Source organism: Xanthomonas sp. NCPPB 3442 (genome assembly GCF_056725145.1).
This window is the reverse complement of sequence record NZ_CM161514.1, coordinates 4,713,970-4,737,354: the sequence shown is the minus strand read 5'-3', so window position 1 is coordinate 4,737,354 and position 23,385 is coordinate 4,713,970. Positions and strand designations below refer to the sequence as shown.

General features: G+C 67.3%; 18 protein-coding genes and 1 pseudogene. 13 read left to right on the top strand and 6 right to left on the bottom strand.

Annotated features, from left to right (window positions below; translation table 11 throughout):
- Positions 1-10: 10 nt before the first annotated feature.
- The gene (locus AC1POX_RS20550; RefSeq protein WP_011349035.1) at positions 11-1,582 is read right to left on the bottom strand and encodes an alkaline phosphatase D family protein; all 1,572 of its coding nucleotides are present in this window, start codon (positions 1,580-1,582) and stop codon (positions 11-13) included.
- A 170-nt stretch (positions 1,583-1,752) separates the two neighbouring features.
- The gene (locus tag AC1POX_RS20545; RefSeq protein ID WP_372356550.1) at positions 1,753-3,381 is read right to left on the bottom strand and encodes an alkaline phosphatase D family protein; all 1,629 of its coding nucleotides are present in this window, start codon (positions 3,379-3,381) and stop codon (positions 1,753-1,755) included.
- 224 nt (positions 3,382-3,605) lie between these two features.
- On the opposite strand from AC1POX_RS20545, the gene rsmG reads away from it, so the two are divergent.
- The 10 genes and pseudogenes from rsmG (at position 3,606) to rpmG (ending at position 15,105) form a co-directional block, all read left to right on the top strand.
- A complete protein-coding gene (gene rsmG / locus AC1POX_RS20540) occupies positions 3,606-4,244 on the top strand; it encodes a 16S rRNA (guanine(527)-N(7))-methyltransferase RsmG (RefSeq protein ID WP_372356549.1) in 639 nt (212 codons plus the stop codon).
- Positions 4,245-4,552: 308 nt separating this feature from the next.
- Positions 4,553-6,370 carry a DUF885 domain-containing protein gene (locus AC1POX_RS20535; RefSeq protein WP_218489058.1) on the top strand — a complete coding sequence of 606 codons (1,818 nt, stop codon included), beginning with the start codon at positions 4,553-4,555 and terminating at the stop codon, positions 6,368-6,370.
- Between the two features lie 152 nt (positions 6,371-6,522).
- Positions 6,523-6,770 (top strand): annotated as a pseudogene (locus AC1POX_RS20530) (hypothetical protein); the annotation flags it as partial.
- An 87-nt stretch (positions 6,771-6,857) separates the two neighbouring features.
- The gene (locus AC1POX_RS20525; RefSeq protein WP_008577212.1) at positions 6,858-7,241 is read left to right on the top strand and encodes a DUF2946 family protein; all 384 of its coding nucleotides are present in this window, start codon (positions 6,858-6,860) and stop codon (positions 7,239-7,241) included.
- Positions 7,242-7,296: 55 nt separating this feature from the next.
- Positions 7,297-8,568: a TolC family protein gene (locus tag AC1POX_RS20520; RefSeq protein WP_372356548.1), complete on the top strand. Its 1,272-nt coding sequence runs from the start codon at positions 7,297-7,299 to the stop codon at positions 8,566-8,568.
- Positions 8,569-8,750: 182 nt separating this feature from the next.
- Positions 8,751-10,022 (top strand): efflux RND transporter periplasmic adaptor subunit, encoded by a 1,272-nt coding sequence (locus tag AC1POX_RS20515; RefSeq protein WP_372356547.1) that lies wholly within the window; start codon positions 8,751-8,753, stop codon positions 10,020-10,022.
- 549 nt (positions 10,023-10,571) lie between these two features.
- Positions 10,572-13,784, top strand: a complete 3,213-nt coding sequence (locus AC1POX_RS20510; protein ID WP_372356546.1) for an efflux RND transporter permease subunit — start codon at positions 10,572-10,574, stop codon at positions 13,782-13,784.
- Positions 13,781-14,428 (top strand): cation diffusion facilitator family transporter, encoded by a 648-nt coding sequence (locus AC1POX_RS20505; protein WP_218554683.1) that lies wholly within the window; start codon positions 13,781-13,783, stop codon positions 14,426-14,428. Before AC1POX_RS20510 ends, AC1POX_RS20505 begins: the two co-directional genes overlap by 4 nt.
- A 259-nt stretch (positions 14,429-14,687) precedes the next feature.
- Positions 14,688-14,924, top strand: coding sequence for a 50S ribosomal protein L28 (rpmB, locus tag AC1POX_RS20500; RefSeq protein ID WP_002809459.1), 237 nt, complete (start codon positions 14,688-14,690; stop codon positions 14,922-14,924).
- Between the two features lie 13 nt (positions 14,925-14,937).
- Positions 14,938-15,105, top strand: coding sequence for a 50S ribosomal protein L33 (rpmG, locus tag AC1POX_RS20495; protein WP_002809462.1), 168 nt, complete (start codon positions 14,938-14,940; stop codon positions 15,103-15,105).
- Between the two features lie 323 nt (positions 15,106-15,428).
- On the opposite strand, the gene AC1POX_RS20490 is transcribed toward rpmG, so the two are convergent.
- From AC1POX_RS20490 to AC1POX_RS20480, 3 genes are all read right to left on the bottom strand, one after another.
- Positions 15,429-16,451, bottom strand: coding sequence for an amidohydrolase family protein (locus AC1POX_RS20490; RefSeq protein WP_008572519.1), 1,023 nt, complete (start codon positions 16,449-16,451; stop codon positions 15,429-15,431).
- A 228-nt stretch (positions 16,452-16,679) separates the two neighbouring features.
- Positions 16,680-17,735 carry a 4-oxalomesaconate tautomerase gene (locus tag AC1POX_RS20485; RefSeq protein WP_008572521.1) on the bottom strand — a complete coding sequence of 352 codons (1,056 nt, stop codon included), beginning with the start codon at positions 17,733-17,735 and terminating at the stop codon, positions 16,680-16,682.
- Positions 17,728-18,399 carry a 4-carboxy-4-hydroxy-2-oxoadipate aldolase/oxaloacetate decarboxylase gene (locus tag AC1POX_RS20480; RefSeq protein ID WP_008572523.1) on the bottom strand — a complete coding sequence of 224 codons (672 nt, stop codon included), beginning with the start codon at positions 18,397-18,399 and terminating at the stop codon, positions 17,728-17,730. Before AC1POX_RS20480 ends, AC1POX_RS20485 begins: the two co-directional genes overlap by 8 nt.
- A gap of 101 nt (positions 18,400-18,500) precedes the next feature.
- Between AC1POX_RS20480 and AC1POX_RS20475 the strand changes: the two genes are divergently transcribed.
- A complete protein-coding gene (locus tag AC1POX_RS20475; protein ID WP_372356545.1) occupies positions 18,501-19,805 on the top strand; it encodes a LysR family transcriptional regulator in 1,305 nt (434 codons plus the stop codon).
- A 16-nt stretch (positions 19,806-19,821) separates the two neighbouring features.
- Complete coding sequence (gene cls, locus AC1POX_RS20470; protein ID WP_008572527.1) at positions 19,822-21,240, top strand: cardiolipin synthase; 1,419 nt, start codon at positions 19,822-19,824, stop codon at positions 21,238-21,240.
- Between the two features lie 10 nt (positions 21,241-21,250).
- On the opposite strand, the gene AC1POX_RS20465 is transcribed toward cls, so the two are convergent.
- Positions 21,251-21,646 carry a VOC family protein gene (locus tag AC1POX_RS20465; RefSeq protein ID WP_033478657.1) on the bottom strand — a complete coding sequence of 132 codons (396 nt, stop codon included), beginning with the start codon at positions 21,644-21,646 and terminating at the stop codon, positions 21,251-21,253.
- A gap of 169 nt (positions 21,647-21,815) precedes the next feature.
- On the opposite strand from AC1POX_RS20465, the gene AC1POX_RS20460 reads away from it, so the two are divergent.
- Positions 21,816-23,219, top strand: a complete 1,404-nt coding sequence (locus AC1POX_RS20460) for an FAD/NAD(P)-binding protein (RefSeq protein WP_029820722.1) — start codon at positions 21,816-21,818, stop codon at positions 23,217-23,219.
- Positions 23,220-23,385 lie beyond the last annotated feature (166 nt).

The window sequence follows — 23,385 nt, the reverse complement described above, 5'->3', positions numbered from 1 at the left end:
CTGCGTGGGCCTACGCCACGCCGTGCGGCAGAATCGGTTGACGGAACTGCGCCACCCCATCCAGGTCGCGCAACGTCACCGTGAGGACGCCGCTGCGGCCATCAATGTCCACTTCGCCAAAGAACTGGTAACCGGCCAGCGGCGAGGTGTTGGGCGCAGGTGGCGCTTTTTGAAACACCACGCTCGGGCCGAACGTGGCATCCAGTGCATTGGGCCCGAAACTGCCGGCATTGAGCGGGCCGCCGACAAATTCCCAGAACGGTTCGAACTGCTGAAACGCGGCGCGATCGGGGTGATAGTAGTGCGCCGCGCAGTAATGCACGTCGGCGGTGAGCCACACCGTATTGCGGATGCGTGCGCGGCTGATGAAGCGCAACAGCGTGGCGATTTCCTGTTCGCGGCCACGTGGCACGCCGGGGTCGCCATTGGCAATCGCCTCCCAGCGCGGGCGCCCGTTTCCATCTTCGCCATCTGGCACCTGCAGGCCGATCGGCATGTCGGCGGCAATCACCTTCCATTGCGCGCGCGAGCCGGCCAGTTCGCGCTGCAACCACGCCAGTTGCTCCGGCCCGAGAAACGCGGCATCGGGACCGGGCCGCGGTTGCAGGTTGTCGCTGTTGGCGCCGCGGTAGCTGCGCATGTCCAGCACGAACACATCCAGCAACGGGCCGTAGGCAATCTTGCGGTAGATACGCCCGCTGCCGTCGGCACGCACACCGCGCATCGGCGCATATTCCAGGAACGCCTGGCGGGCGCGCCTGGCCAGCACGTCGATGTCGCGCACCTGATAGCGCGCATCCAGTTGCTTGCCGGGCGACCAATTGTTGGTGGTTTCGTGGTCGTCCCATTGCCACAGTTGCGGCACCTCGGCATTGAAGCGGCGTACGTGCGCATCGAGCAGGTTGTAGCGGTAGTTGCCGCGAAATTCGTCCAGCGTTTCGGCCACCTTGCTTTTGGCCGCGGTGGTGAGATTGCGCCAGCGTTTGCCGTCTTCCACCGTCAGCTCGGCCGGGATCGGGCTGTCGGCGTAGATGGTGTCGCCGCTGTGCAGGAAGAAATCCGGATTGCGCTCGCGCATCGCCGAGTAGATGCGCATGCCGCCGATGTCCGGGTTGATGCCGAAGCCCTGGCCAACCGTGTCGCCGCTCCAGACAAAGCGCACATCGCCACGCGCCTGCGGTGCACTGCGCAGATGGCCGTGGACGGGCGCGCTCAACACACCGCTGTCGGCATCTTCGAAACGCACGCGATAGAAGATGTCCTGGTCGCGTGGCAGGCCGCGCAGGTCCGCACGTGCGGTGAAGTCGTGCGCCGCCGATGCGATCGTGCCGTCCACGCGCCGCGCCTGACGCAGGCTTGGGCGGGTGTCCCATTCCACCCGCAACCGCGCCGGGCGATCGGCACGGCTCCACAGCATCGCGCGGTCGTCCAGCACATCGCCGCTCTGCACCCCGTCGGTGATGGTGGGTCGTCCCGACGGCGCGGCCAGGCTGCGCGCTGACCAACCGGCAGTGGCCGGCAGCAACACGCCGGCACCCAAGCCTTGCAGGATGCGGCGACGGGCGGGATCGGAGACAGTCATGCGTGTCCTTCAGGCGGCTGCGGCTGCGTGCAGGTGTAGCGCCGCCGTCTTACCGCCACGTGTCCGTGACCACCCCCGGGCGCGTTACCGCGATGGGCCGCACAGTGCGCCGCGATCAGGATGCCGCGCGCACCAGCCTCGGGCAGTGCGTCCGCGGCTACCGCCCCGGCTCAGGCCTCCACTGCGCCGGGTCTGCCGTCCTCCACCACGAAGCGCTTGGTGGTCGACACCGTGGCGTTGCGGTCGCGCCGATCGGAGATGCCCTGCAGCCGGGTTTCCATCTGGCCCGGCGTAAGCGTCACCGACACATAGCCGCGCGTTTGCCCGTCCACGTAGTGCACATGCGGGTTGGCTGCCATGGTCGCGTGCAGTTCGTCGTTGCTCTGGCCGTCGGAAGTGATCGAAGTGCCGACGAATTCGGTGGCCAGCGTTGCCGACGCGTCGTCGCCCGGATCGGCCTTCAGGTCGGTGACCCAATACGAGTGGATGTCGCCGCCCCAGAACACCGGGTTGCGCAGGCGCGTGTTCGCAATCGCATCGAGCATGCGGTCGCGCGTGGCCGGGTAGCCGTCCCAGCCATCGGTCCAGTGCCCGACCACTCCGTCGCGCCCAGCCTGTCGCATCGGTGCCACCAGCAGATCCTGCGCAATGACGTTCCAGCGTGCTGGCGACTGCGCGAAGCCGCCATGCAGCCAGCGCTCCTGCTCCCAGCCGAGCATGGTGCGCTGCGGGTCGGTGCGCTGGCGGCAACTGTCGGCCACCACATGGCCGCCGCGCCAGCCATTGGCTTGCGGGCAGGGCTGCTCGCTGCGGTACTGGCGGCCATCGAGCACATAGAAACGCGCCAGCTGGCCGTAATCGAAGGAGCGGTAGATGCGCATGTCCGCGCCGTGCGGGCGATGCCGCGCTCGCAGCGGGAAATGTTCGTAGAAGGCGCGGTAGGCGGCAGCGCGCCGGGCCAGAAAGGTGTCGACCGGAATCGAGGGGTCCTGCGACCAGCGATTGGCGTAATCGTTCTGTACCTCGTGGTCGTCCCAGGTCGCCACGCAGGCGCTGCCGGCGTGCAGCGCCTGCAGGTCCGGGTCGGTGCGGTAGAGCGCGTAGCGGTTGCGGTAGCCGGCCAGATCCAGGCATTCGCCGCTGCCGTGCGGGCGCACGATCTTGTGCGCCGCCTCGCCGTGGTTGCTGTACTCGTAGATGTAATCGCCGAGGAAGAACACCAGGTCCGGCTGTTCCGCGGCGAGGTGGCGGTAGGCACTGAAATACCCCAGTTCCCAGTGCGAGCAGGAGACAAACCCGAACCGCGCTGCGTCCGGGGTCCGATGTGCCGCCGGCAGGGTGCGCGCACTGCCGATCGGGCTGCGTGCACCCAGGGCCTGAAAGCAATACCAGTAGGGACGATCGGCCGCCAAACCGGTGAGCTCCACGTGCACCGCGTGGCCCCAGGCGGGACTGGCGACGGTCTCGCCCTGGCGCACGATGGTGCGCATCTGCGGGTCGCTGGCCACCTGCCAGCGTACCGGCACCGCTGCGCGCAAGCCGCCGCGTCCGTCCGGGTCCAGCGGGCGGGGTGCCAGCCGTGTCCAGAGTACGAAGCCATCGGCCAACGGGTCGCCGGCGGCAACGCCCAGCGTGAAGGGATCGGCACTGCCGCTGGCGCGTGCGAACGGGCTGAGCAGCCCCGCCGCGGCCAGGCTGGCGCCGGCAATGAGGATGCGCCGCCGGCTCGGATCCGGTGGCGCCGGCGTGGCAGCGCAATCAGGCAGGGGTGAGGCGGCAGACGGGTCGATCACAGGCATGGTCAAAACGGCAGGCAAGCAGACACGACCATGCTGTGGCCACGGCATGTCCGTTTTGTGTCACGTGTTGCAGCGTCACGGCCGGTGGTTCAGCACAGCCAGCCACGGCGCGGCCGGGCAGCACGCGGCAGGGCAACGGCCTGCCGAGGCAACCACGCCATTCCCAGCCGCGATGCAAAGATCGGTGCGCGCATGCCCGCCAGCCCAGCTGCGATAATCGCGCCATGAACGATGCCGCACTCGCCCCCGATGTCTCTGCCGCGCTCGAACGCGGCCTGCAGGCCCAATCCCTGGATGCGGCCTTCGCCGCACCGCTGCTGCGCTACCTGGCCCTGCTGGTGCGCTGGAACAAGACCTACAACCTGACCGCCGTGCGCGACCCGCGCGAGATGGTCACCCGCCATCTGCTCGATTCGCTGGCCATGCAGCCCTACATCGCCAGCGGTACCCTGGCCGACCTGGGCACCGGCCCCGGCTTGCCCGGCATCCCGCTGGCGATCACCCGCCCGCAGCTGCAGGTGACGCTGGTGGAAAGCAATGGCAAGAAGGCGCGCTTCATGCGCGAGGCCTTGCGCCATCTGGAGTTGGGCAACGCCCGAGTGGCCGAATCCCGTGCCGAAGCGCTGGACGAGGCGGCCGCCTACGACCACCTCACCGCGCGCGCGCTGGACACGCTGGCCGGCATCATCGCCTTCGGCGGCCACCTGTTGCGCCCGGGCGGCAGCCTGTTGGCGATGAAGGGTGTGTACCCGCACGAGGAAATCGCCGCATTGCCGGCCGGCTGGACCGTTGGCGAGGTGCACCCGCTGCAGGTCCCCGGCCTGGAGGGCGAGCGGCACCTGGTGGTGGTGCGCAAGGGCTGAGCCGAAGCCGCGTCGGCCGGTCTCAAGCGGCCCTCACCACGCCCTCTCCCACAGGCGGGGGCGATACCGCACTCACCAAGAGCGTCTCGTCCTTCCCTGACAAACCTAAAAGTCCCTTCCCCCGCCTGCGGGGGAAGGTGCCCGAAGGGCGGATGGGGGCAGTCCCCCTGACACGCCCGTCAATAACAGGGCAGCACCGACACTCCAGCCATGCCCCTGCACCAGCCCGTGCTGGGACTTCCGGCCCATGGCAGCACGACCGGGTGCTGCCATGATCGGGCGTTCGCTCCAGATCAGGCTTTCCGCACGTGACCTCTCCGCTCGCCGCCGCACTCTCGCTCGCCCTGCTGGGCGCAGGCTTCGCCGCCCCCTCGGCGCAGGCCGCCACGCCACCGGCCCCGGCCACGCTCACCGCCGAGGCACCGGCCGATGCACGCTTTCGCGCGATCTACGAGAAAGAGTGGGCCTGGCGCCAGGCCGAGACCGGCCAGGCCGACGAAGACAGCGACACCACCGGCGACAACACGCATCTGCCCGATGTCAGCGCGGCCGCGCAGCAGGCGCGTCTGGCGGTATGGGACGGCGTACTCAAGCAGCTCGACGGCATCGACCCGAAGCAGCTCTCGCCCGCCAACCAGATCAACTTCGCCATCTACCGCCCGCAGGTGGAAAACCTGGCCGCCGAAGTGCGCCTGCGCCTGTACGAAATGCCGTTCAATTCGGATAGCTCGTTCTGGTCGAATCTGGGCTTCATGGCGCAGCGGCCGATGAAGACCGCGGCCGAGTACCGCGCCTACATCGCGCGCCTGAACGATGTACCGCGCTATTTCGACCAGCAGACGGTCAACATGCGCGCCGGCCTGGCACGCGGATTCAGCGTGCCGCGTGCCGTGCTGGACGGGCGCGATGTCTCCATCGCCACCGTGGCCGATGTCAAAGATCCCACCGAATCCACTTTCTACGCGCCGTTCAAGCAGCTGCCTGCGCAGATCCCGGCGGCCGAGCAGGCGCAACTGCGCGAACAGGCCAAGGCCGCGTTGCGCACCGCCGTCCTTCCGGCCTACAGCAAGCTGCTGACGTTCTTCCGCAACGACTACATGCCCAGGGCGCGCACCACGCTGGCGGCCGAAGCACTGCCCGACGGCAAGGCGTTCTACCGTCAGCAGATCCGCGAATACACCACGCTGGAACTGACGCCCGAGCAGATCCACCAGATCGGCCTGGACGAAGTGGCGCGCATCCAGACCCAGATGAACGCCATCATCCAGCAGGTGGGTTTCAAGGGCAGCTTCGCGCAGTTCCTGGCCTTCCTGCGCACCGACCCGCAGTTCTACGCCAAGACCCCGCAGGAGTTGCTCGATCGCGCCGCATGGATTTCCAAGCGCGTGGACGGGCAGGTGGGCAAGTTCATCGGCACGCTGCCGCGCGGGCGCTTCACCATCAAGCCGGTGCCCGACGATATCGCCCCGTTCTGGACCGCCGGCCGCGGCGGCGCCACCACTTACTGGGTCAATACCTACAACCTGCCATCGCGGCCGCTGTACAACTTGCCGGCGCTGACGTTGCACGAGTCCTCGCCGGGTCATTCGCTGCAGGGGTCGCTGGCGCTGGAGCAGGGCGAGCAACCGGCGTTCCGGCGCGAGAACTACATTTCCGCCTACGGCGAAGGTTGGGCGCTGTACACCGAAAAGCTCGGCCAGGAGATGGGCATCTACGAAACCCCGTACGAAGAATTCGGCCGGCTTACCTACGAAATGTGGCGCGCCTGCCGGTTGGTGATCGACACCGGTGTGCACCATGACGGCTGGAGCCGCGAGCAGGCATTGGCCTATCTGCGCGACCGCACCGCACTCAGCGAGCACGAAGTCACCACCGAAGTGGACCGCTACATCTCCTGGCCCGGCCAGGCGTTGAGCTACAAGCTGGGCGAGATCACCATCGTCAAGCTGCGCGCCGAGGCAGAAAAGGCGCTGGGTGACCGCTTCGACATCAAGGCCTTCCACGATGTGGTGCTGCGCCAGGGCTCGGTCACCTTGCCCGTGCTGGAACAGCAGGTGCGCGCCTTTATCGCTGAGAGCAAGGCACGCCCGATAGACGCCAAATCGCCCGGTCGCGCGGCGCCGTGATGCTGGGTCGCATTGCCGACCGCCGGCCAACCTTCTAGTGCGGTGAGGGCATCGCGCCCTCAAGGTCTTCGCGTTTGCTGCAGGGCCCTTGCCCGCCCACCATCGCGGGACACGCCGCAAGTGCGTCCATGTAGGCTCCGTGGCGGCATCCATGCCGCCAGGGTCCCACGACGGTAGGCGGGCAAGGACCAGTCGCGTTGGTCGGTGTGCAGCGTTTTCAACAAGCAACCAGCAGACCACCGGACGCGGCTCTCGCTCTTCAGTAAGAATCACCAGCCAACTGTCTGGTGCGGTGTCCTCGCCGCTTGCGGGACCGTTGGCGGCATGGATGCCGCCATCGAGCCCCCATGGACGGGTTGACGGTGTGTCCCGCGAGCGGCGAGGGCATCGCGCGCTCGAACCACCGAGCTTTGAAAGCCACCGAGCATCAAACAACGCAACACCCCGTGCAATTGTGTAACCACCCCGGCCCCTATACGCTGCGCCCATGCTGCTTCCTCGCGCCCGCCTGTCGGACCCGTTGCTCCGCCTGATGGCGTTGCTGGTGCTGGTCATGGGCGTGCTGGTTGCACCGGTCGCCTGCGCACTGGGCGATGTGCATGCGCTGGCGCACGATCAGGCGCATCTGGACGACACCGCACCGCATGGCCATGACGGTGCCGACGAAGGCGATGCCGGCGAACGCGACGGTGCCGGTTTGCTGCATGCCTTGATGCACAGCGGCTATTGCCACGGGCACAGCCCGGCCATGCTGCCGGCGTTGGCCTGGGGCCCGTTGCCTGCGCGCACGCACGGGCAGCCGCCCGTGCTGACCACCGCCTACCGCTCGCATCTGAGCGAGACCGGATTGCGTCCTCCGATCGCGGCCTGATGCACCGCCGGCAGCTGCCGGCCTGTCCATCGATCCCGATTCCGGAGACACCCTCATGTGGTTGCGACTGACGGCGCTTGCCGTCTTCGCGGTGGTGCCGTGCGCCAACGCGCAGGACCTGCCGCCCAAACCCGTGCTGACCCTGGACGACGCCATTGCGCGCGTCGCCCGCCAGCACCCCGATCTGCGCCTGGCCGATGGCCAACGCGCGGTCCTCACCGCCGACGCCGAGCGCGACGCCCTGCGTCCGCCGTTGCGCATCGGTGCCGAATTGGAAAACGTGTTCGGCACCGGCCCGACCCGCGCGCTGGACCAGGCCGAACTCACCGTCACCCTGGCCGGCGTGCTGGAACGCGGCGGCAAGCTCGACGCGCGCCGCACCCTGGCGCAAGCACGTCTCGATGCGCTGGCACCGCAACGCGCCCTGGCCCGGCTGGATGTGCTGGCCGAAGTCGCGCGGCGTTACCTGGCCATCGGCATGGCCGCGCAGCGGCACGCGGCGGCACTCGAAGCGCTGGCCCAGCGCCAGCGCACCGTCAGTGCTGCGCGCCAACGGCTGCAGGCCGGCGCATCGCCCGAATCGGTGCTGCTGACCGCCCAAGCCCTGCAGGCGCGCGCAGAACTGGAGCGCGATCGCGCCCAGCAGGAGCTGCTGGCCGCACGCCGCCAGCTGGCGGTGTTGTGGGGCGAGCGCACGCCGGACTTCGGCGCCATCACCGGCGACCCGTTGCAGCTGCCGGCGATTCCCGAGTTCGAGGTGCTGGCGCAGCTGCTCGATGCCACGCCGGAACTGGCGCGCTTGAACGGCGAGCAGCGCGTGCGCGAAGCCCGCGTACGCCTGGCGCGCAGCCAGGCGCGCCCGGATCTGGACTGGCAGGTGGGCGTGCGCCGGCTCGAAGGCAATGACGCCACTGCATTGCTTGGCAGCGTCTGGCTGGCATTGGGCAGCGCTGCACGTGCGCAGCCGGAGATTCGCGCCGCCGAAGCGGAGCTGGCGTTGCTGGACATCGAACGTCAATCGCAGGCGTCGGTGCTCTACGCCACGCTGGCCGATGCGCATGGCCGCTACCGCGCGGCACAGCTGGAAGTGACGCGCATGCGCGAGGATGTACTGCCGGCGCTCGCACGCGCCGATGCCGCCGCCGAGCGCGCCTATCGCGCCGGCGCCACCAGTTATCTGGACTGGGCGCAGCTGCAGGCGCAACGCAGCGATGCACGCCAGCAGCAACTGGCCGCCGCACTGGAAGCACAGACGGCGCTGATCGAAATCCAGCGCCTGACCGGGCAGCCGTTCGTGCGCGAGCCTGCCGCGCAGGTGACGCCATGACTGCTGTTTCGGTACCGCGTCTTCATGCCGCGCGTGAGGGCGTTATCGGAATCGCCGCATCTGCAGCGATGTCGGCACCCAGCGCTCGCCAAACGCTGCCCACGCCAGGCGCACCTTCTTCGCAACCCACTTCCATTCGTTCGCCCGACGCAGCGCGTCGGCGCCAACCAGGACCGCCTTCGATGACACGTTTCATGATTGCGCCGCTGCTGCTGGCGCTGGTGCTCAGCGGCTGCAGCCGCAACAGCGACGCAGCGCACGAAGGCCACACAGGGCACGCCGCCGAAGGCGAGGCGGGCGCCGATGCGCACGCTGATGAAGCCCAGACCGGCACGCACGGCGGGCGGTTGCTCAGCCAGGACGGCGACAGCGTGGAGCTGGCCATCGCCGAAGACGGCACGCCGCCTACGTACCAGGCCTGGCTGTACCGCGATGGCAAACCATTGCCGGCCACCGCCGGCAAGGTGGAGGTGCATCTGACCCGGCTCGGCGGTATCAATGAAGTGCATCGCTTGCGGCCGCGCGACGACGGCAGTCTGCTGGCCGACAGCACGGTCAGCGAGCCGCATTCGTTCGATGTGGAGGTGCGCGCCACCGTGCAGGGCAAGACCCATCGCTGGGCCTATCCCAGCTATGAAGGCCGCACCACCATCGCGGCCAAGGTTGCGCAGGACGCCGGCATTCGTGTTGCGCCGGTGGGCGCCGGCAGCATTGCCGACCAGCACGAAGTGCAGGGGCTACTGACGCCGGCAGAAGGCGCGCAAGCGCAGGCAACCGCGCGTTTTCCCGGCCCGGTACGCAGCCTGCGCGTCAACGTGGGCGACCAGGTACGCGCCGGTCAGGTGCTGGCCACGGTGGAGAGCAATCTGAGCCTGACCACCTATTCGGTGAGCGCACCGATCAGCGGCACCGTGCTGGCGCGTAATGCCAGCCTGGGCAGCAATGCCAGCGAAGGCCAGGCCTTGTTCGAGATCGCCGACCTGTCCACCTTGTGGGTGGATCTGCACATCTTCGGCGCCGACGCCGGGCATATCACCGCCGGCGCACCGGTGACGGTCACGCGCATCAGCGATGGCGTCGTGGCGCAAACGAACCTGGAGCGTGTATTGCCCGGCACGGCGACGGCGAGCCAGAGCACGGTGGCGCGCGCGGTGCTGCGCAATAGCGATGGTTTATGGCGGCCTGGCTCTGCGGTGAAGGCGCGGGTCACGGTGGCGCAGCAACCGGCAGCGATGGTGGTGCCGGTGGGGGCGTTGCAGCGGTTCCGCGACTGGGACGTGGTGTTTGTACGGGTGGGCGATGTCTACGAAGTGCGGCCGGTGAAGCTGGGGGCGCGCGATGCGCAGCAGGTGCAAGTGTTATCGGGCTTGGCGGTAGGCGATGCGGTGGTGGTGGAGCAGAGTTATCTGGTGAAGGCCGATATCGAAAAGTCGGGGGCTTCGCATGATCATTGATCGCGTTGGTTTGTGTGGCAGTGCGTTGTCGAGTGGGGGCGTTTGTTGGGTGCAGGGGGATGTGCCACGTCCAAGGCCTTCGCGCCCTCTTGGGCTGGAGCAGAGGCTTTCGCGCCCCTTCGGGCTAGGGCAAAGGCTTTCACGCCCTGTCGGGCGCGAGTCACTTTTCTTTGCTTGTGCAAAGAAAAGTAACCAAAAGAAAGCACACCCCGTCCTCGCGCCCTCCGCGCCTGCGGCGCTGCGGGTTCGCAAGGCCGGCAGAAATTTTTGTAAGGGACGTCCCTGTCCCTTACAAAAACGTCGCGCATCCATGCGCGCCGCCCTGCGGGTTGTATCTGCCGGCCTTGCCGCTGCGGTATGGGGCCCCGAAAGCAAACAACAGCAACAGCAACAACGAGAACTAATACCACGACAGTGCTGGCGCGTGGGTGAGTGTCTGTTTGATGTGGTGCGGCGCGTTCCTGTGGGGCAACGGCGCTGTCTGTCGGTGGTGCGACCAGTGCGACGCTCGGCGGCTTGCGGTGCCATGTCTGCACGGGGGAGCGTGTCATGCTGACCAACATCATTCGCTTTGCGATCGCGCAGCGGTGGTTGATGCTGGCGTTGACCGGCGTGCTGATTGCGATCGGGGCGTGGAGTTTTTCGCGCTTGCCGATCGATGCAACACCGGACATCACCAACGTGCAGGTGCAGGTCAATACCGCAGCGCCCGGCTATTCGCCGCTGGAATCCGAGCAGCGGGTGACGTTTCCGTTGGAGACAGTGCTGGCGGGCTTGCCGGGTCTGGAATCCACCCGCTCGCTGTCGCGCTATGGCTTGTCGCAAGTCACGGCGGTCTTTGCCGACGGCACCGATCTGTATTTCGCGCGGCAACAGGTGGCCGAGCGTCTGCAGCAGGTCAAGTCGCAATTGCCTGCCGAGCTGGAGCCGCAACTAGGGCCGATTGCTACCGGCCTGGGCGAGATCTTCATGTACACGGTCGAGGCCAAGCCGCATGCGCGCAAGCCCGATGGCAGTGCATGGACGGCGACCGATCTGCGCACCTTGCAGGATTGGGTGGTGCGCCCGCAGCTGCGCAATGTGCCGGGCGTGACCGAGGTCAACACCATCGGCGGGTATGCGCGGCAGATCCATATCACGCCCGATCCGGCGCGCCTGGTCGCGCTGGGATTTACCCTGGACGACGTTGCCCAGGCGGTCGAGTCCAACAACCGCAACATCGGCGCCGGCTATATCGAACGCAACGGCCAGCAGTTTCTGGTGCGGGTGCCGGGGCAGGTGGACGACATCGCGCAGATCGGCGCGATCGTGCTGGATCGGCGCGCCGGCGTGCCGATCCGCGTGCGCGATGTGGCGCAGGTGGGCGAGGGGCGTGAGTTGCGCACCGGTGCGGCCACCCAGGACGGCACCGAGGTGGTGCTCGGCACGGTGTTCATGCTGGTCGGCGCCAATAGCCGCACCGTGTCGCAGGCCGCTGCCGAGCGCTTGAAAGTGGCCAACGCCAGCCTGCCGGCCGGCGTGCAGGCAGTGCCGGTGTACGACCGCACCGCACTGGTGGACCGCACCATCGTCACCGTCGCCAAGAACCTGATCGAAGGCGCATTGCTGGTGATCGTGGTGTTGTTCCTGTTGCTGGGCAACGTGCGCGCAGCGCTGATCACGGCCGCAGTGATTCCGCTGGCGATGCTGTTCACGCTCACCGGCATGGTGCGTGGTGGCGTGTCCGGCAATTTGATGAGCCTGGGTGCGCTGGATTTCGGCCTGATCGTCGATGGTGCGGTGATCATCGTAGAGAACTGCCTGCGCCGCTTCGGCGAAGCGCAACGCCGGCTGGGGCGCGTGCTCGAACGCGATGAGCGCTTCGCGCTCACTGCCGAAGCCACTGCCGAGGTGATCCGCCCCAGTCTGTTCGGCCTGGGCATCATCACCGCGGTGTATCTGCCGGTGTTCGCGCTCACCGGCATCGAAGGCAAGATGTTCCACCCGATGGCGATCACCGTGGTGCTGGCGCTGACCGGCGCGATGCTGCTGTCGCTGACCTTCGTGCCGGCAGCGATCGCGTTGCTGCTCGGCGGCAAGGTGGCCGAGCACGACAACCGCGCAATGCGCTGGGCGCGCGGCGTCTACGCGCCATTGCTCGATCGTGCGCTGCGCCACGGCCGCTGGGTCGGCATTGCAGCGTTTGCAACGGTGGCGCTGTGCGCGGTGCTGGCCACGCGCCTGGGCAGCGAGTTCATTCCCAACCTGGACGAAGGCGATATTGCGCTGCATGCCCTGCGCATTCCCGGCACCAGCCTGGAGCAGGCCATCACCATGCAATCCACGCTGGAAAAACGCATCAAGCAGTTTCCGGAGGTGGCGCATGTGTTCGGCAAACTCGGCACCGCCGAAGTGGCCACCGACCCGATGCCGCCATCGGTCGCCGATACCTTCCTGATCATGCATCCGCGTGCGCAGTGGCCGGATCCGCGCAAGCCCAAGGCGCAGTTGCTGGCCGAGATCGAGGAGGCGGTGAAGCAGCTGCCCGGCAACAATTACGAGTTCACCCAGCCGATCCAGATGCGCATGAACGAGCTGATCTCCGGTGTGCGTGCGGATGTGGCGATCAAGGTCTATGGCGACGATCTGGACACGTTGGTCCAGCTCGGGCAGCGCGTGCAGGAAATCGCCGGCGCGGTGCCCGGTGCGGCCGATGTGAGTCTGGAACAGGCCACCGGTTTGCCGATGCTGGCGGTGGTGCCCGATCGCGCCGCGTTGGCCGGCTACGGGCTCAATCCCGGCGTGGTGCAGGACACCGTGGCGGCGGCCGTAGGCGGGCAGGAGGCCGGGCAATTGTTCGAAGGCGACCGGCGCTTCGACATCGTGGTGCGCCTGCCCGAAGCCCTGCGCCAGGACCCGACGGCGCTGGCCGATCTGCCGATCCCGCTGCGTGGCGATGGCGAACGTGCCGATGCGGACGAGTCCAGCCGCGCGGCAGGCTGGCGCAGTGGCGAGCCGACCACCGTGCCGCTGCGCGAGGTCGCCAAGGTCGACACCGTGCTGGGGCCCAACCAGATCAACCGCGAAGACGGCAAGCGCCGCATCGTGATCACGGCCAACGTGCGCGATCGCGATCTGGGGAGCTTCGTGGCCGAGGTGCAGCAGCGCGTCAAGGCGCAGGTCAAACTGCCGACCGGGTACTGGATCGGCTACGGCGGCACCTTCGAGCAGTTGATCTCCGCCAGCCAGCGCCTGGCCTGGGTGGTGCCGGGCACCTTGGTGCTGATCTTCGCGCTGCTGTACTGGTCGTTCGGCTCGCTGCGCGATGCGCTGGTGGTGTTTAGCGGCGTGCCGCTGGCGCTGACCGGCGGCGTGGTGGCGTTGGCGCTGCGCGGGCTGGCCTTGTCGATTTCCGCCGGCGTGGGCTTTATCGCGTTGTCGGGGGTGGCGGTGCTCAACGGTCTGGTGATGATCGCCTTCGTGCGCAGCCTGCGCGCCGAGGGCATGCCGCTGGAGCAGGCATTGCGCGAAGGCGCGCTGGCGCGGCTGCGACCGGTGCTGATGACCGCATTGGTGGCCGCGCTGGGCTTTGTGCCGATGGCCTTCAACGTCGGTGCCGGTGCCGAAGTGCAGCGCCCGCTGGCCACGGTGGTGATCGGCGGCATCGTCTCCTCCACCCTGCTCACCCTGCTGGTATTGCCGGTGCTGTATCGCTGGCTGCATCGGGAGCGGGCGCCACGCGTCGCATCGCTTCCCACGCAGCCGCACGGGAGCACGCCATGAGCGATGCCTGCTGCGGCTGCGGCAAGACCCTGGATGTGGCCGCCATGCAGGCGCGCCAACGGCGCGTCCTGTGGTGGGTGCTGACGATCAATACCGGCAGCTTTGCGCTGATGTTGGCCGGCGCGCTGCACAGCGGCGCGGCCTCGCTGCTGTCCGGCAGCCTGGACAATCTGGGCGATGCACTCACCTATGCACTCAGCCTGGCTGTGGTAAGCGCCAGCCTGACCGCCAAGGCGCGGGTGGCCCTGCTCAAGGCCGGCATGATCCTGCTGGCGGCGCTGGCGGTGGCGGCCGAGATCGGCTGGAAACTGGCCCACCCACAGCTGCCGCTGTTCCAGAGCATGGGGGTGGTGGCGGGGCTGAACTTCGCGGCCAATCTGGTCTGCCTGCGCCTGTTGTGGCCCTACCGTAGCGGCGACATCAACCTGGCATCGGCCTGGGCCTGCTCGCGCAACGATGTCTACGAGGGCGTGGCGGTGCTGGCGGCCAGCGCAGCGGTGTGGGCGTTCGGCAGTGGTTGGCCGGACCTGCTGATCGCAGGGGTCTTGTTGCTCTTGTTTCTGCGCTCGGCCTGGCAGGTGGCGCGTGGTGCCTGGGCGGAACTGCGCCGGGTCGCTGCGCCAGCGCAAGCCGGAGGCGGGTGATCGCGCGTTGGCACCGTTGCCGGGTGCACCGCCGACCGCGTCCGGGCAGGTAGCGTAAGTGCTTGCGGCACATAGGAAAGCCGTGCATAATGCGCGGCTCGCTGTGCCCGGATCGCTCCGGATGGCGGTACCCAGCGCAATGGGGTTGCCGGCCTGTTCCAGCGTAAGTTCTTGATTCCCAACGTTGCGTGACAGCCCTGCGCTGTCGGGGCCGCCGCTCCCCAGGCTATGGGTGGCAATTCATTTATCGAGGTGCGTAATGTCCCGCGTATGCCAAGTGTCCGGCAAGCGTGTGCAGACGGGTAACAACGTCTCCCACGCAAACAACAGAACCCGTCGTCGCTTCCTGCCCAACCTGCACGAGCGTCGCTTCTGGGTTGCCAGCGAAAACCGCTGGGTGAAGCTCCGTGTTTCCGCGCATGCATTGCGCACCATCGACAAGAACGGCATCGATGCCGTTCTGAAAGAGCTGCGTGCGCGCGGCGAAAAGGTCTGAGGAGTAAGCAGTCATGGCAAAAGGCAAGCGTGACAAGATTCGTATGATTTCCTCGGCCGCTACCGGCCACTTCTACACCACGGACAAGAACAAGAAAAACACGCCGGGGAAGATGGAAATGATGAAGTACGACCCGGTCGTGCGTAAGCACGTGATGTACAAGGAAGGCAAGATCAAGTGATCGACTGATCGCTGGATCCGCTTTCAAGCAAACACCCGCCGCAAGGCGGGTGTTTGCGTTTGTGGGGTTGGGGAATGGTGTTGATGCGTGCAGGTGCCGATGGCAGTGTGATTTCCACTATCGGGTTGCCAGCCAAGCCCAAGAGAAACAAAGGTGCGTGATAAAGCCCCTCTCCCCTCGGGAGAGGGGTTGGGGTGAGGGTACGGGGCGAAGCCTCGCAATTATTCTGACTGCACGAGGCTTCGCCCGTACCCTCATCCGCCCTACGGGCACCTTCTCCCCCATAAAGGAGGACAATGTCCCGACGGGAGAAGGGGACACGGCTACAGCCCACGCGCACGCAATTGTGCGTCCAGCCGTGGATACACCCGCCGCGCATTGCCCTCGAACACCTTGTGCTTGTCGGCATCGGAAATCGCCAGCGCATCGATGTAGCGTTTGGTGTCGTCGAAATAGTGGCCGGTCTGCGGATCGATGCCGCGCACTGCGCCGACCATTTCCGAGCCAAAAAGGATGTTGTCGATGTCGATCACCTTGAACAACAGGTCGATGCCGGGTTGGTGATACACGCAGGTGTCGAAGAACACATTGCCCATCACATGCGTGGACAGCGCAGGCTTGCCCAGCATGTCGGCCAGGCCGCGGAAACGGCCCCAGTGATACGGCACCGCACCGCCGCCGTGCGGAATGATGAAGCGCAGCTGCGGAAAATCGGTGAACAAATCGCCTTCGAGAAACTGCATGAAGGCCGTGGTGTCGGCATTGAGGTAATGCGCGCCGGTGGCATGGAAATTGGCATTGCAACTGCCGGAGACATGCACCATCGCCGGGACGTCGAGTTCGACCATTTTTTCGAAGAACGGATACCAGGCGCGGTCGGTCAGCGGCACACCGTTCCAGTGCCCGCCCGATGGGTCGGGATTGAGGTTGCAGCCGACGAAACCCAGCTCGTTGACGCAGCGTTCCAGTTCGGCGATCGCGTGCGCGATCGGCACGCCCGGTGATTGCGGCAGCTGGCATACGCCGATAAAGGTCTGCGGATACAGCTGTACCACGCGGGCGATCAGGTCGTTGCAGTGGCGCGTCCACGCCTGGCTCACGGCTTCGTCGCCGATGTGATGCGCCATGGTGCTGGCGCGTGGCGAAAAGATCGTCATGTCGGCACCACGCTCGCGCAGCAGGCGCAGTTGGTGCATCTCCACACTTTCGCGCAGCGCATCGTCGCTGATGTGCGGATACACCGGCACAGGCGCTTGCGCATCGTTGTAATGCGCGATCTGTGCCTTGCGGAACGCATCGTGCGCGGCAGGCGCGGTGGTGTAGTGGCCGTGGCAGTCGATGATCATGGCGATGGTGGGTGCGTTGTAGCGGAAGCGGTGCGCCAGCGATTGCCTGCGCGCAAGGTGGGGCTGCCGGGGGCACGGACGCTGCAGGTCCCGACGGATGTGGCGGTCCCGATGCGCAGATCGGCACGGATCACGACGCGCTGCGTGTCGATGGCCTGCTCAGGCGGTCCATACGCACACGTGCCGCTGCGATGGCGGCCGCGGCAGCTCGGCGATGCAACGGCACGTTCAGCCATACAGCTCACCATCGAACAATTTGCGCGCCGTGCGGACCACCGCGGCACCGACCACGCTGCCCTGCGCATCGAGCTCGATCAGGCAACTGCTCGCACCGCTGGGGTGTTCGACGTCCAGCCGCTGGCTGCGCCCGCCAGGCACCTGCGCCAGCGCGTAGGCGGGCGAGCCGGGCAGCAGGCAGGCGGTAGCGACGGTCACCGCACCCAGCACGCCTATGGAGGCATGGCAGCGGTGCGGGATGAACGAGCGCACGCTGATGGCACCACCGGCGCGCGGCGCGGCGACCAGCATCATTTTCGGCACTGTGGCAGTGCCTACATCGCCCAGATGCATCAACGGGCCTGCCTGCAGACGCAGCGTTTCCAGGCGCGCCCTGAGCGCAGCATCGGCGTCGAGCGTGGCGCGGTCTTCGTAACCGCTGATGCCGACATCGCTGGCGCGTAGCACCACGCAGGGCATGCCGTTGTCGATCAGCGTGACCTGCAGGCCGTCGAGCGTGTCCACCGCATGCCCGCTCGGCAGCAGCGCGCCGCACGAAGAGCCGGCGATATCGGCGAATGCCAGCGCGATCGGCGCGGCCGTGCCGGGGACGCCGTCGATGCGGGCATCGCCGTCGTACCGCACCGTGCCACCGGGCGTCTGCACGGTGGCGGTGGCCAGGGTACCGGTGTTGCGCATGAAGATGCGCACCTGGGTCTGGCCGTTGCGTGCGGGCAGCAAGCCGCGTTCCAGCGCGAACGGGGCAACGCCGGCCAGCAGGTTGCCGCAGTTCTGTGCATCGCTGACCTGCGCGTGTTCCACCGCGACCTGCAGGAACAGATAGTCCACGTCGGCATCGGCACGCGTCGAGCGCGACACCACGGCGACCTTGGACGTCAGCGGGTCGGCGCCGCCCATGCCGTCGATCTGGCGCGCATCCGGCGAGCCGTAGGCGCGCAGTAAAAACGCGTCGCGCGCGGCGGTGTCGGCGGGCAGATCGTCGGCCAGAAAGAATCCACCCTTGGAGGTGCCGCCGCGCATCCACATCGCGCGCACGCGCTCAGACATAACGCAGGCCTTTGGCGGCCAGACGTTCGCGCATCGCATAGATGTCCAGGCCAAGTTCGCCGTTTGCCAGGCGTTCGCGCTTGCGCAGCTCGCGTGCCTGGCGCGCCTGTGCCTCGGTCAGCACCTCGGCAGCGGTGGCACGCGGCACCACGCAGACCCCATCGTCGTCGGCCACCACCACATCGCCGGGCCGGATCAGTTGCCCGGCGCACACCAGCGGCACGTTGACCGAACCCAACGTCTCCTTGATGGTGCCCTGCGCGCAGATGGCGCGGCTCCAGGCGGGGAACTGCATGGCAGTGAGATCGCGCACATCGCGCACGCCGGCGTCGATGATCAGGCCGCGACATCCGCGCGCCTGCGCCGAGGTGGCCAGCAGGTCGCCGAAGTAGCCGTCGCAACAGTCGCTGGTGGGCGCGACCACCAGTACATCGCCTGCATGCAGTTGCTCGATGGCCACATGCATCATCCAGTTGTCGCCGGGCGGAATCGACACGGTGACCGCGGTGCCGGCGATGCGGCAGCCGGCGTAGATGGGACGTAGCCGATGGTGCAGCAGGCCGCTGCGGCCCTGCGCTTCGTGCGCGGTGGCCACGCCGGCCTGCGCCAGCGCGTCGACGATGGCCAACGGCGTCCGCTCGATCCGGGTAACGACCTGGCTCATCCATCCATCCTCGTTAAGAGTGCGCCGAGTCTGGCTGGCCGAAGCCAGCTGGCTCAAGATTCATTTGAGGTATGCATATTGGTTTTGCTTATAGTTAGAGCATGCAGCCGATCCCGGAACCGAATCTGCGTCACCTTTACGCGCTGGTCGTGGTGCACCAGGCCGGAAGCATCAGCGCGGCGGCGCCGCGGGTGAATCTGTCACAGCCGGCGCTGACCCAGGCGGTGGCGCGATTGGAGCAGCAACTGGGCGTGCGCCTGTTCGACCGGCACCCAGGGGGCATGTCGGCCACCGAGGCTGCCGGGTTGCTGGTGCCGCGTATCGAGCGGGTGCTGGCGCATCTGGCTCGGGGGATCGGGGTCGCGCGGCGTGCGCTGCGCCTGCCGGCGCGCCCTGGCCTGGAGCGGCGGGTGTCGCTGGGCCAGCTGCAGGCCTTGGTGGCGGTGGATGTGGCAGGCAGTTACGCGTTGGCGGCGGTGCGCGCTGGCGTTTCGCAGCCGGCGATCTATCGCGCGGTGCAAGCGCTGGCCGATGTGATCGAAGTGCCGTTGACGGTACGCCGCGGCAAGACCATGCAGCCCACGCCGGTGGCGCTGCGGCTGCTGCGGCAGGTGCGTCTGGCGCTGGCCGAGTTGCATGCCGGGCTGGACGAGGTGGCCGCGTTGCGTTCCCAGCACGCCGGGCGCCTCACCCTGGGGGTGATGCCGCTGGCGCGCGCCATCCTGTTGCCGCAGGTGCTGGCGCGGTTTGCGCGTGCGCATCCGGGGGCCAGCGTCCAGGTGGTCGAGGGCCCGTACGAGCAATTGCTGGCGCGTCTGCGCGAGGGCGGCCTGGATCTGTTGATCGGTGCGCTGCGCGACCCGTTGCCGGTGCGCGATGTGCTGCAGGAGCCGTTGTTCGACGACGAACCGGTGATCGTGGCGCGTAGCGGCCACCCCTTGGCCGGGCAGGGCTACGCGTTTGCGCAACTGCGCGATTACCCCTGGGTGATCGCTGCCGCCGGCACGCCGGTGCGCGCGCGCTGGGAGCAGCTGTTCGGCGACCACCAGCTGGAGCCGCCGCCGGTGCGCATCGAATGCGGCGCCGAATTGACCGTGCGTGGCCTGCTGCTGGAAGGCGACTGGTTGACCTTGATGTCGCGCGACCAGTTCCTGTTCGAGCGCCGCGCCGGCCTGCTCGAGGAGATCGGTAGCGCCGGGCCGTTGCTGCGCCGGCAGATCGGCATGACCACGCGCAGCGACTGGTATCCCACCCGGATGCAGTCGGCCTTCGTGCAGACGTTGCGGCAGGTCTGCGCCGAACGCGTGCAGCCGGCCGATGCGCAGGGCGGGCCGTTTCGTTATTGCCCCCCTGTCTATGCGCCGCCGTTGCGTTTGCGCGCGGCCAAGTCAGAATCGGATTCCTGATGAAAACGGACCACTGATGCTGCCCGATTGGGTCACAGGTACCTGGCTGCTGGCGCTGGACTGGGCGATCCGCCTGGCCGCGCTGCTATGGATTCCCGCCCGCACCACGCCGGGTGCCGCGCGCAGCTGGCTGCTGTTGATCGGCTTTGTGCCAGTGGTTGGTCTGCCGCTGTACCTGTTGTTCGGCCACCCATGGTTGTCGCGGCTGCGGGTGGAGCGGCAAGCCACCGCTTCTCAGGTGATTCGCGAACAACAACTGCCCTTGCATGCGTTGCGCTGGATGCCGCAGGCAGACACCAGCAGTGCCGAGGTGGTGCCGCTGATCGAACGCGAGGGCGATTTCATGCCCACCCTGGGCAACGCGGTGGAATTGCTCGACGACTACGCGCAGTCGTTGCAGGCCCTGATCGCGGCGATCGACGCGGCCGACAAACGTGTGCACCTGCTGTACTACCTGATGTTCGACGATGCGGTGGGCGAGGCGGTGGTGGCGGCGCTGGAACGCGCCAGCGCGCGCGGCGTGCGTTGCCGCGTGCTGCTGGATGCGGTGGGCGCCAAGCGCGGCCTGCGCCGTTACCGCAAGCGCCTGCAGGACGGCGGCGTGCAGGTGCTGGCGGTACTGCCGGGTGGCCTGCGCTGGCGTCGCAGCGGCCGCATGGATCTGCGCAACCATCGCAAGATTGCGGTGCTCGACAACCGGGTGGCATTTGTCGGTTCGCAGAACCTGGCCGAAGCCGGCTTCATCCATGGCGTGCCCAATCGCGAATTGGTGGCACGCGTGCGCGGGCCGGTGGTCAATCATCTGGAAGCGGTCTTCGCCAGCGACTGGTTCACCGAAACCGGAGAGCGGCTGGACGTGTGGCCCGATGCACCGGTGTGCGAGGCCAATATCGCGACGCAGTTGCTGCCCAGCGGGCCGGCGTACCCGTTCGAAAATGCGCGCGATGCGATCAATGCGGTGATCCATCTGGCGCGGCGCAAGGTGGTGCTGGTCACGCCGTACTTCGTGCCCGACGAAGCCTTGCTGAGCGCATTGCGCATCGCCGCCGTCTCGGGCGTGGACGTGCAACTGATCCTGTCCGAGCACAACAACCAACGCCTGGCCGCGTGGGCGCAGGAAGCCTATTTCGAAGAACTGCTGCGTTGCGGGGTGAAGATTTCGCTGTATCGCCCGCACTTTCTGCACGCCAAGCACCTGAGCATGGATGAAGACATCGCGCTGGTGGGCTCGATCAATCTGGACATCCGCTCGTTCGCGCTCAACGCCGAGATCGGCATGCTCTGCTACGACACCGGGGTGGTGCAGCGGTTGCGTGAGATCGAGCAGGATTATCTGGCCAACGCGCGGCAATTGACGTTGGAACAGTGGCGTCGCCGCCCGGCCTGGCGCCGCAGTCGCGAGGGCATTGCGCGGCTGGCCGACGCGTTGATGTAGGGCGCCTGGGTCAATCCAGGCGCATGACCTGAAAGACGTTGCCCTCCGGGTCGCGGCCGTCGTACATCTGGTACGCAAAGCCGGGGTAACGTTTGAGCTCGCCCACATGCACGCCTGCGTGCTGCAGTTGCGTACGATGCGCGACCAGATCGCTGGTCATCGCAAACACCAGTTTGGTGGTCGCGTGTGTCGCATCCGCGACAGGAGCCAGCGCATGCGTCGATGGCCGCTGCCGGTAGGCTTGGCCCACCCGGTGCAGCGCCAGCTCGATGCCGCCAGCTGCGAGCACCACCCACTCGTCGGCAATTTCCTCGGTGAGCGGGAGCGCGAAGTGGGTCTGGTAGAACGCCTTGATTGCCGCCACATCGTGGACGTAGAGGATGAGCCTGACCAGGGTGATGGACATGTTGCAGATTCCCCAAGGGCGCGTGCCGATGCTGATCAACCAATCGTAAGCGCCTGGCATGCAGTGCGTGTGGGAGGCGTTGACACACACCGCGCTGGTGATGCCGTGAAGACAATCACTGCCGGCGACGGCCTGCTGGTATTGCGCATGCATCGCCTACAATGTCGACATGAATACACTGCGTGATCCCGGCGATGCCGTCATCGCCATCGTCGGTGGTGGCGCGTCCGGTGTGCTGGTGGCGCTGCAGCTGCTGCGCCAGGCCGCAGCGCCGTTGCAGATCGTCATGATCGAGCCGCATGCGGCGCTTGGCGAAGGCGTGGCGTATTCCACCGCGCGCGGCGAACACCTGCTCAATGTGCCGGCTGCGCGCATGAGTGCGCTGCTGGAACTGCCTCACGACTTTGTCGATTACCTGCGCGCGAACGCCTGTTGCCCCGAACTGGACGATGCGCAGTTGCCGCAGCAGTTCGTGGGGCGTCGGCACTACGCGCCGTATCTGCGCGACCGCCTGCAGGCGGCGCGTGCGCACAGCCCGGCGACGCTGCGCGTCCACCCCGCACGCGTGCAGGCGCTGCAGCCCAATGCCGGTGGCGCACTGTTGCAGCTGGACGATGGACAGGTGCTGCAGGCGAGCGTGGTGGTCTTGGCAGTGGGCAATGCGCTGCGACCGCTGCCGCTGCGGGGTGCCACCGGGCTGTCGCACGCGCAGCGTGTCGAAGCCTGGGAGACCGAGGCGGTGGCAGCGCTGCCACCGGACGCGGCCGTGTGCATCGTCGGTTCGGGCTTGAGCATGGCCGATACCGTGATGACGCTGGCAGCGCAGGCGCATCGGGCAAGCGTGCACGTGGTGTCGCGGCATGGCTTGTTGCCGTTACCGCAGGCGCACGGCGGCGTGGCGCTGTTCGATCCACAGCCGCTGCTGACCATGCCGCTGCGCGCACGCATGCGCACACTGCGCCAGCACGCGCGTGCCGCCGCCGCGCAGGGCCTGCCATGGCAGAGCGTGATGGAGCGCATCCGGCCGTTGAGCCAGGCGTTATGGCAGACGCTGTCGGTTGCCGATCAGCGTCGTTTTCTGCGGCATGTGGTGCGCTACTGGGACGTGCATCGGCATCGCATCGCCGCAACGGTGCATGCGCAGCTGCAGGCCATGCAGGCAAGCGGGCAGCTGCAGGTGCATCGCGCACGGCTGGACGTGGCCTTCGAGGTGGGTGCTTGCGTGCGCGTGAGCGCCGGGGCCGCCAGCGCCGCCAACGCCGGACATGCCTTGCAGCTGGATGTGCAGACGCTGGTCAATGCCACTGGGGTGGAAATGCGCGTGCAGGCGATGCGCAACCGGCTGCTGCAGCAACTGCTGGGGCAGGGCATTGCCGTGGCCGGGCCGCATGGGATCGGCGTGGACACCACTGCCGATGGCAGCCTGATCGATGCCGATGGACGTACGCAGCCGCAGCTGCGGGTGATCGGCAGCCTGCGCATCGGCACGCTGTGGGAAAGCCTGGCGGTGCCGGAGTTGCGCGAGCAGGCTGCGGCGATTGCGCGGGATGTGCTGGTGCTGCTGGGGCGGTGATGGGCGTTGTTCCCTTCTCCCGCTGGGAGAAGGTGGCGCGAAGCGCCGGATGAGGGTGCGAGCGAAGCCTCGTGTTACCCATCACTCGTAGTGGCTTCGCCCCGTACCCTCACCCCAATCCCCGCTCCGCGCCCAGCCCGCGCCAGCGGCGCGGCCGCTCAAAGAC

Excerpts from the sequence above, each read along its gene's own strand:
- AC1POX_RS20465 (WP_033478657.1), bottom strand. The coding sequence starts at position 21,646 with ATGTCCATCACCCTGGTCAGGCTCATCCTCTACGTCCACGATGTGGCG.
- rpmG (WP_002809462.1), top strand. The coding sequence starts at position 14,938 with ATGGCAAAAGGCAAGCGTGACAAGATTCGTATGATTTCCTCGGCCGCT.
- AC1POX_RS20525 (WP_008577212.1), top strand. The coding sequence starts at position 6,858 with ATGCTGCTTCCTCGCGCCCGCCTGTCGGACCCGTTGCTCCGCCTGATG.
- AC1POX_RS20490 (WP_008572519.1), bottom strand. The coding sequence starts at position 16,451 with ATGATCATCGACTGCCACGGCCACTACACCACCGCGCCTGCCGCGCAC.
- AC1POX_RS20480 (WP_008572523.1), bottom strand. The coding sequence starts at position 18,399 with ATGAGCCAGGTCGTTACCCGGATCGAGCGGACGCCGTTGGCCATCGTC.
- AC1POX_RS20515 (WP_372356547.1), top strand. The coding sequence starts at position 8,751 with ATGACACGTTTCATGATTGCGCCGCTGCTGCTGGCGCTGGTGCTCAGC.
- AC1POX_RS20510 (WP_372356546.1), top strand. The coding sequence starts at position 10,572 with ATGCTGACCAACATCATTCGCTTTGCGATCGCGCAGCGGTGGTTGATG.
- rpmB (WP_002809459.1), top strand. The coding sequence starts at position 14,688 with ATGTCCCGCGTATGCCAAGTGTCCGGCAAGCGTGTGCAGACGGGTAAC.
- AC1POX_RS20460 (WP_029820722.1), top strand. The coding sequence starts at position 21,816 with ATGAATACACTGCGTGATCCCGGCGATGCCGTCATCGCCATCGTCGGT.
- AC1POX_RS20475 (WP_372356545.1), top strand. The coding sequence starts at position 18,501 with ATGCAGCCGATCCCGGAACCGAATCTGCGTCACCTTTACGCGCTGGTC.
- AC1POX_RS20550 (WP_011349035.1), bottom strand. The coding sequence starts at position 1,582 with ATGACTGTCTCCGATCCCGCCCGTCGCCGCATCCTGCAAGGCTTGGGT.
- rsmG (WP_372356549.1), top strand. The coding sequence starts at position 3,606 with ATGAACGATGCCGCACTCGCCCCCGATGTCTCTGCCGCGCTCGAACGC.
- AC1POX_RS20520 (WP_372356548.1), top strand. The coding sequence starts at position 7,297 with ATGTGGTTGCGACTGACGGCGCTTGCCGTCTTCGCGGTGGTGCCGTGC.
- AC1POX_RS20485 (WP_008572521.1), bottom strand. The coding sequence starts at position 17,735 with ATGTCTGAGCGCGTGCGCGCGATGTGGATGCGCGGCGGCACCTCCAAG.
- cls (WP_008572527.1), top strand. The coding sequence starts at position 19,822 with ATGCTGCCCGATTGGGTCACAGGTACCTGGCTGCTGGCGCTGGACTGG.
- AC1POX_RS20545 (WP_372356550.1), bottom strand. The coding sequence starts at position 3,381 with ATGCCTGTGATCGACCCGTCTGCCGCCTCACCCCTGCCTGATTGCGCT.
- AC1POX_RS20505 (WP_218554683.1), top strand. The coding sequence starts at position 13,781 with ATGAGCGATGCCTGCTGCGGCTGCGGCAAGACCCTGGATGTGGCCGCC.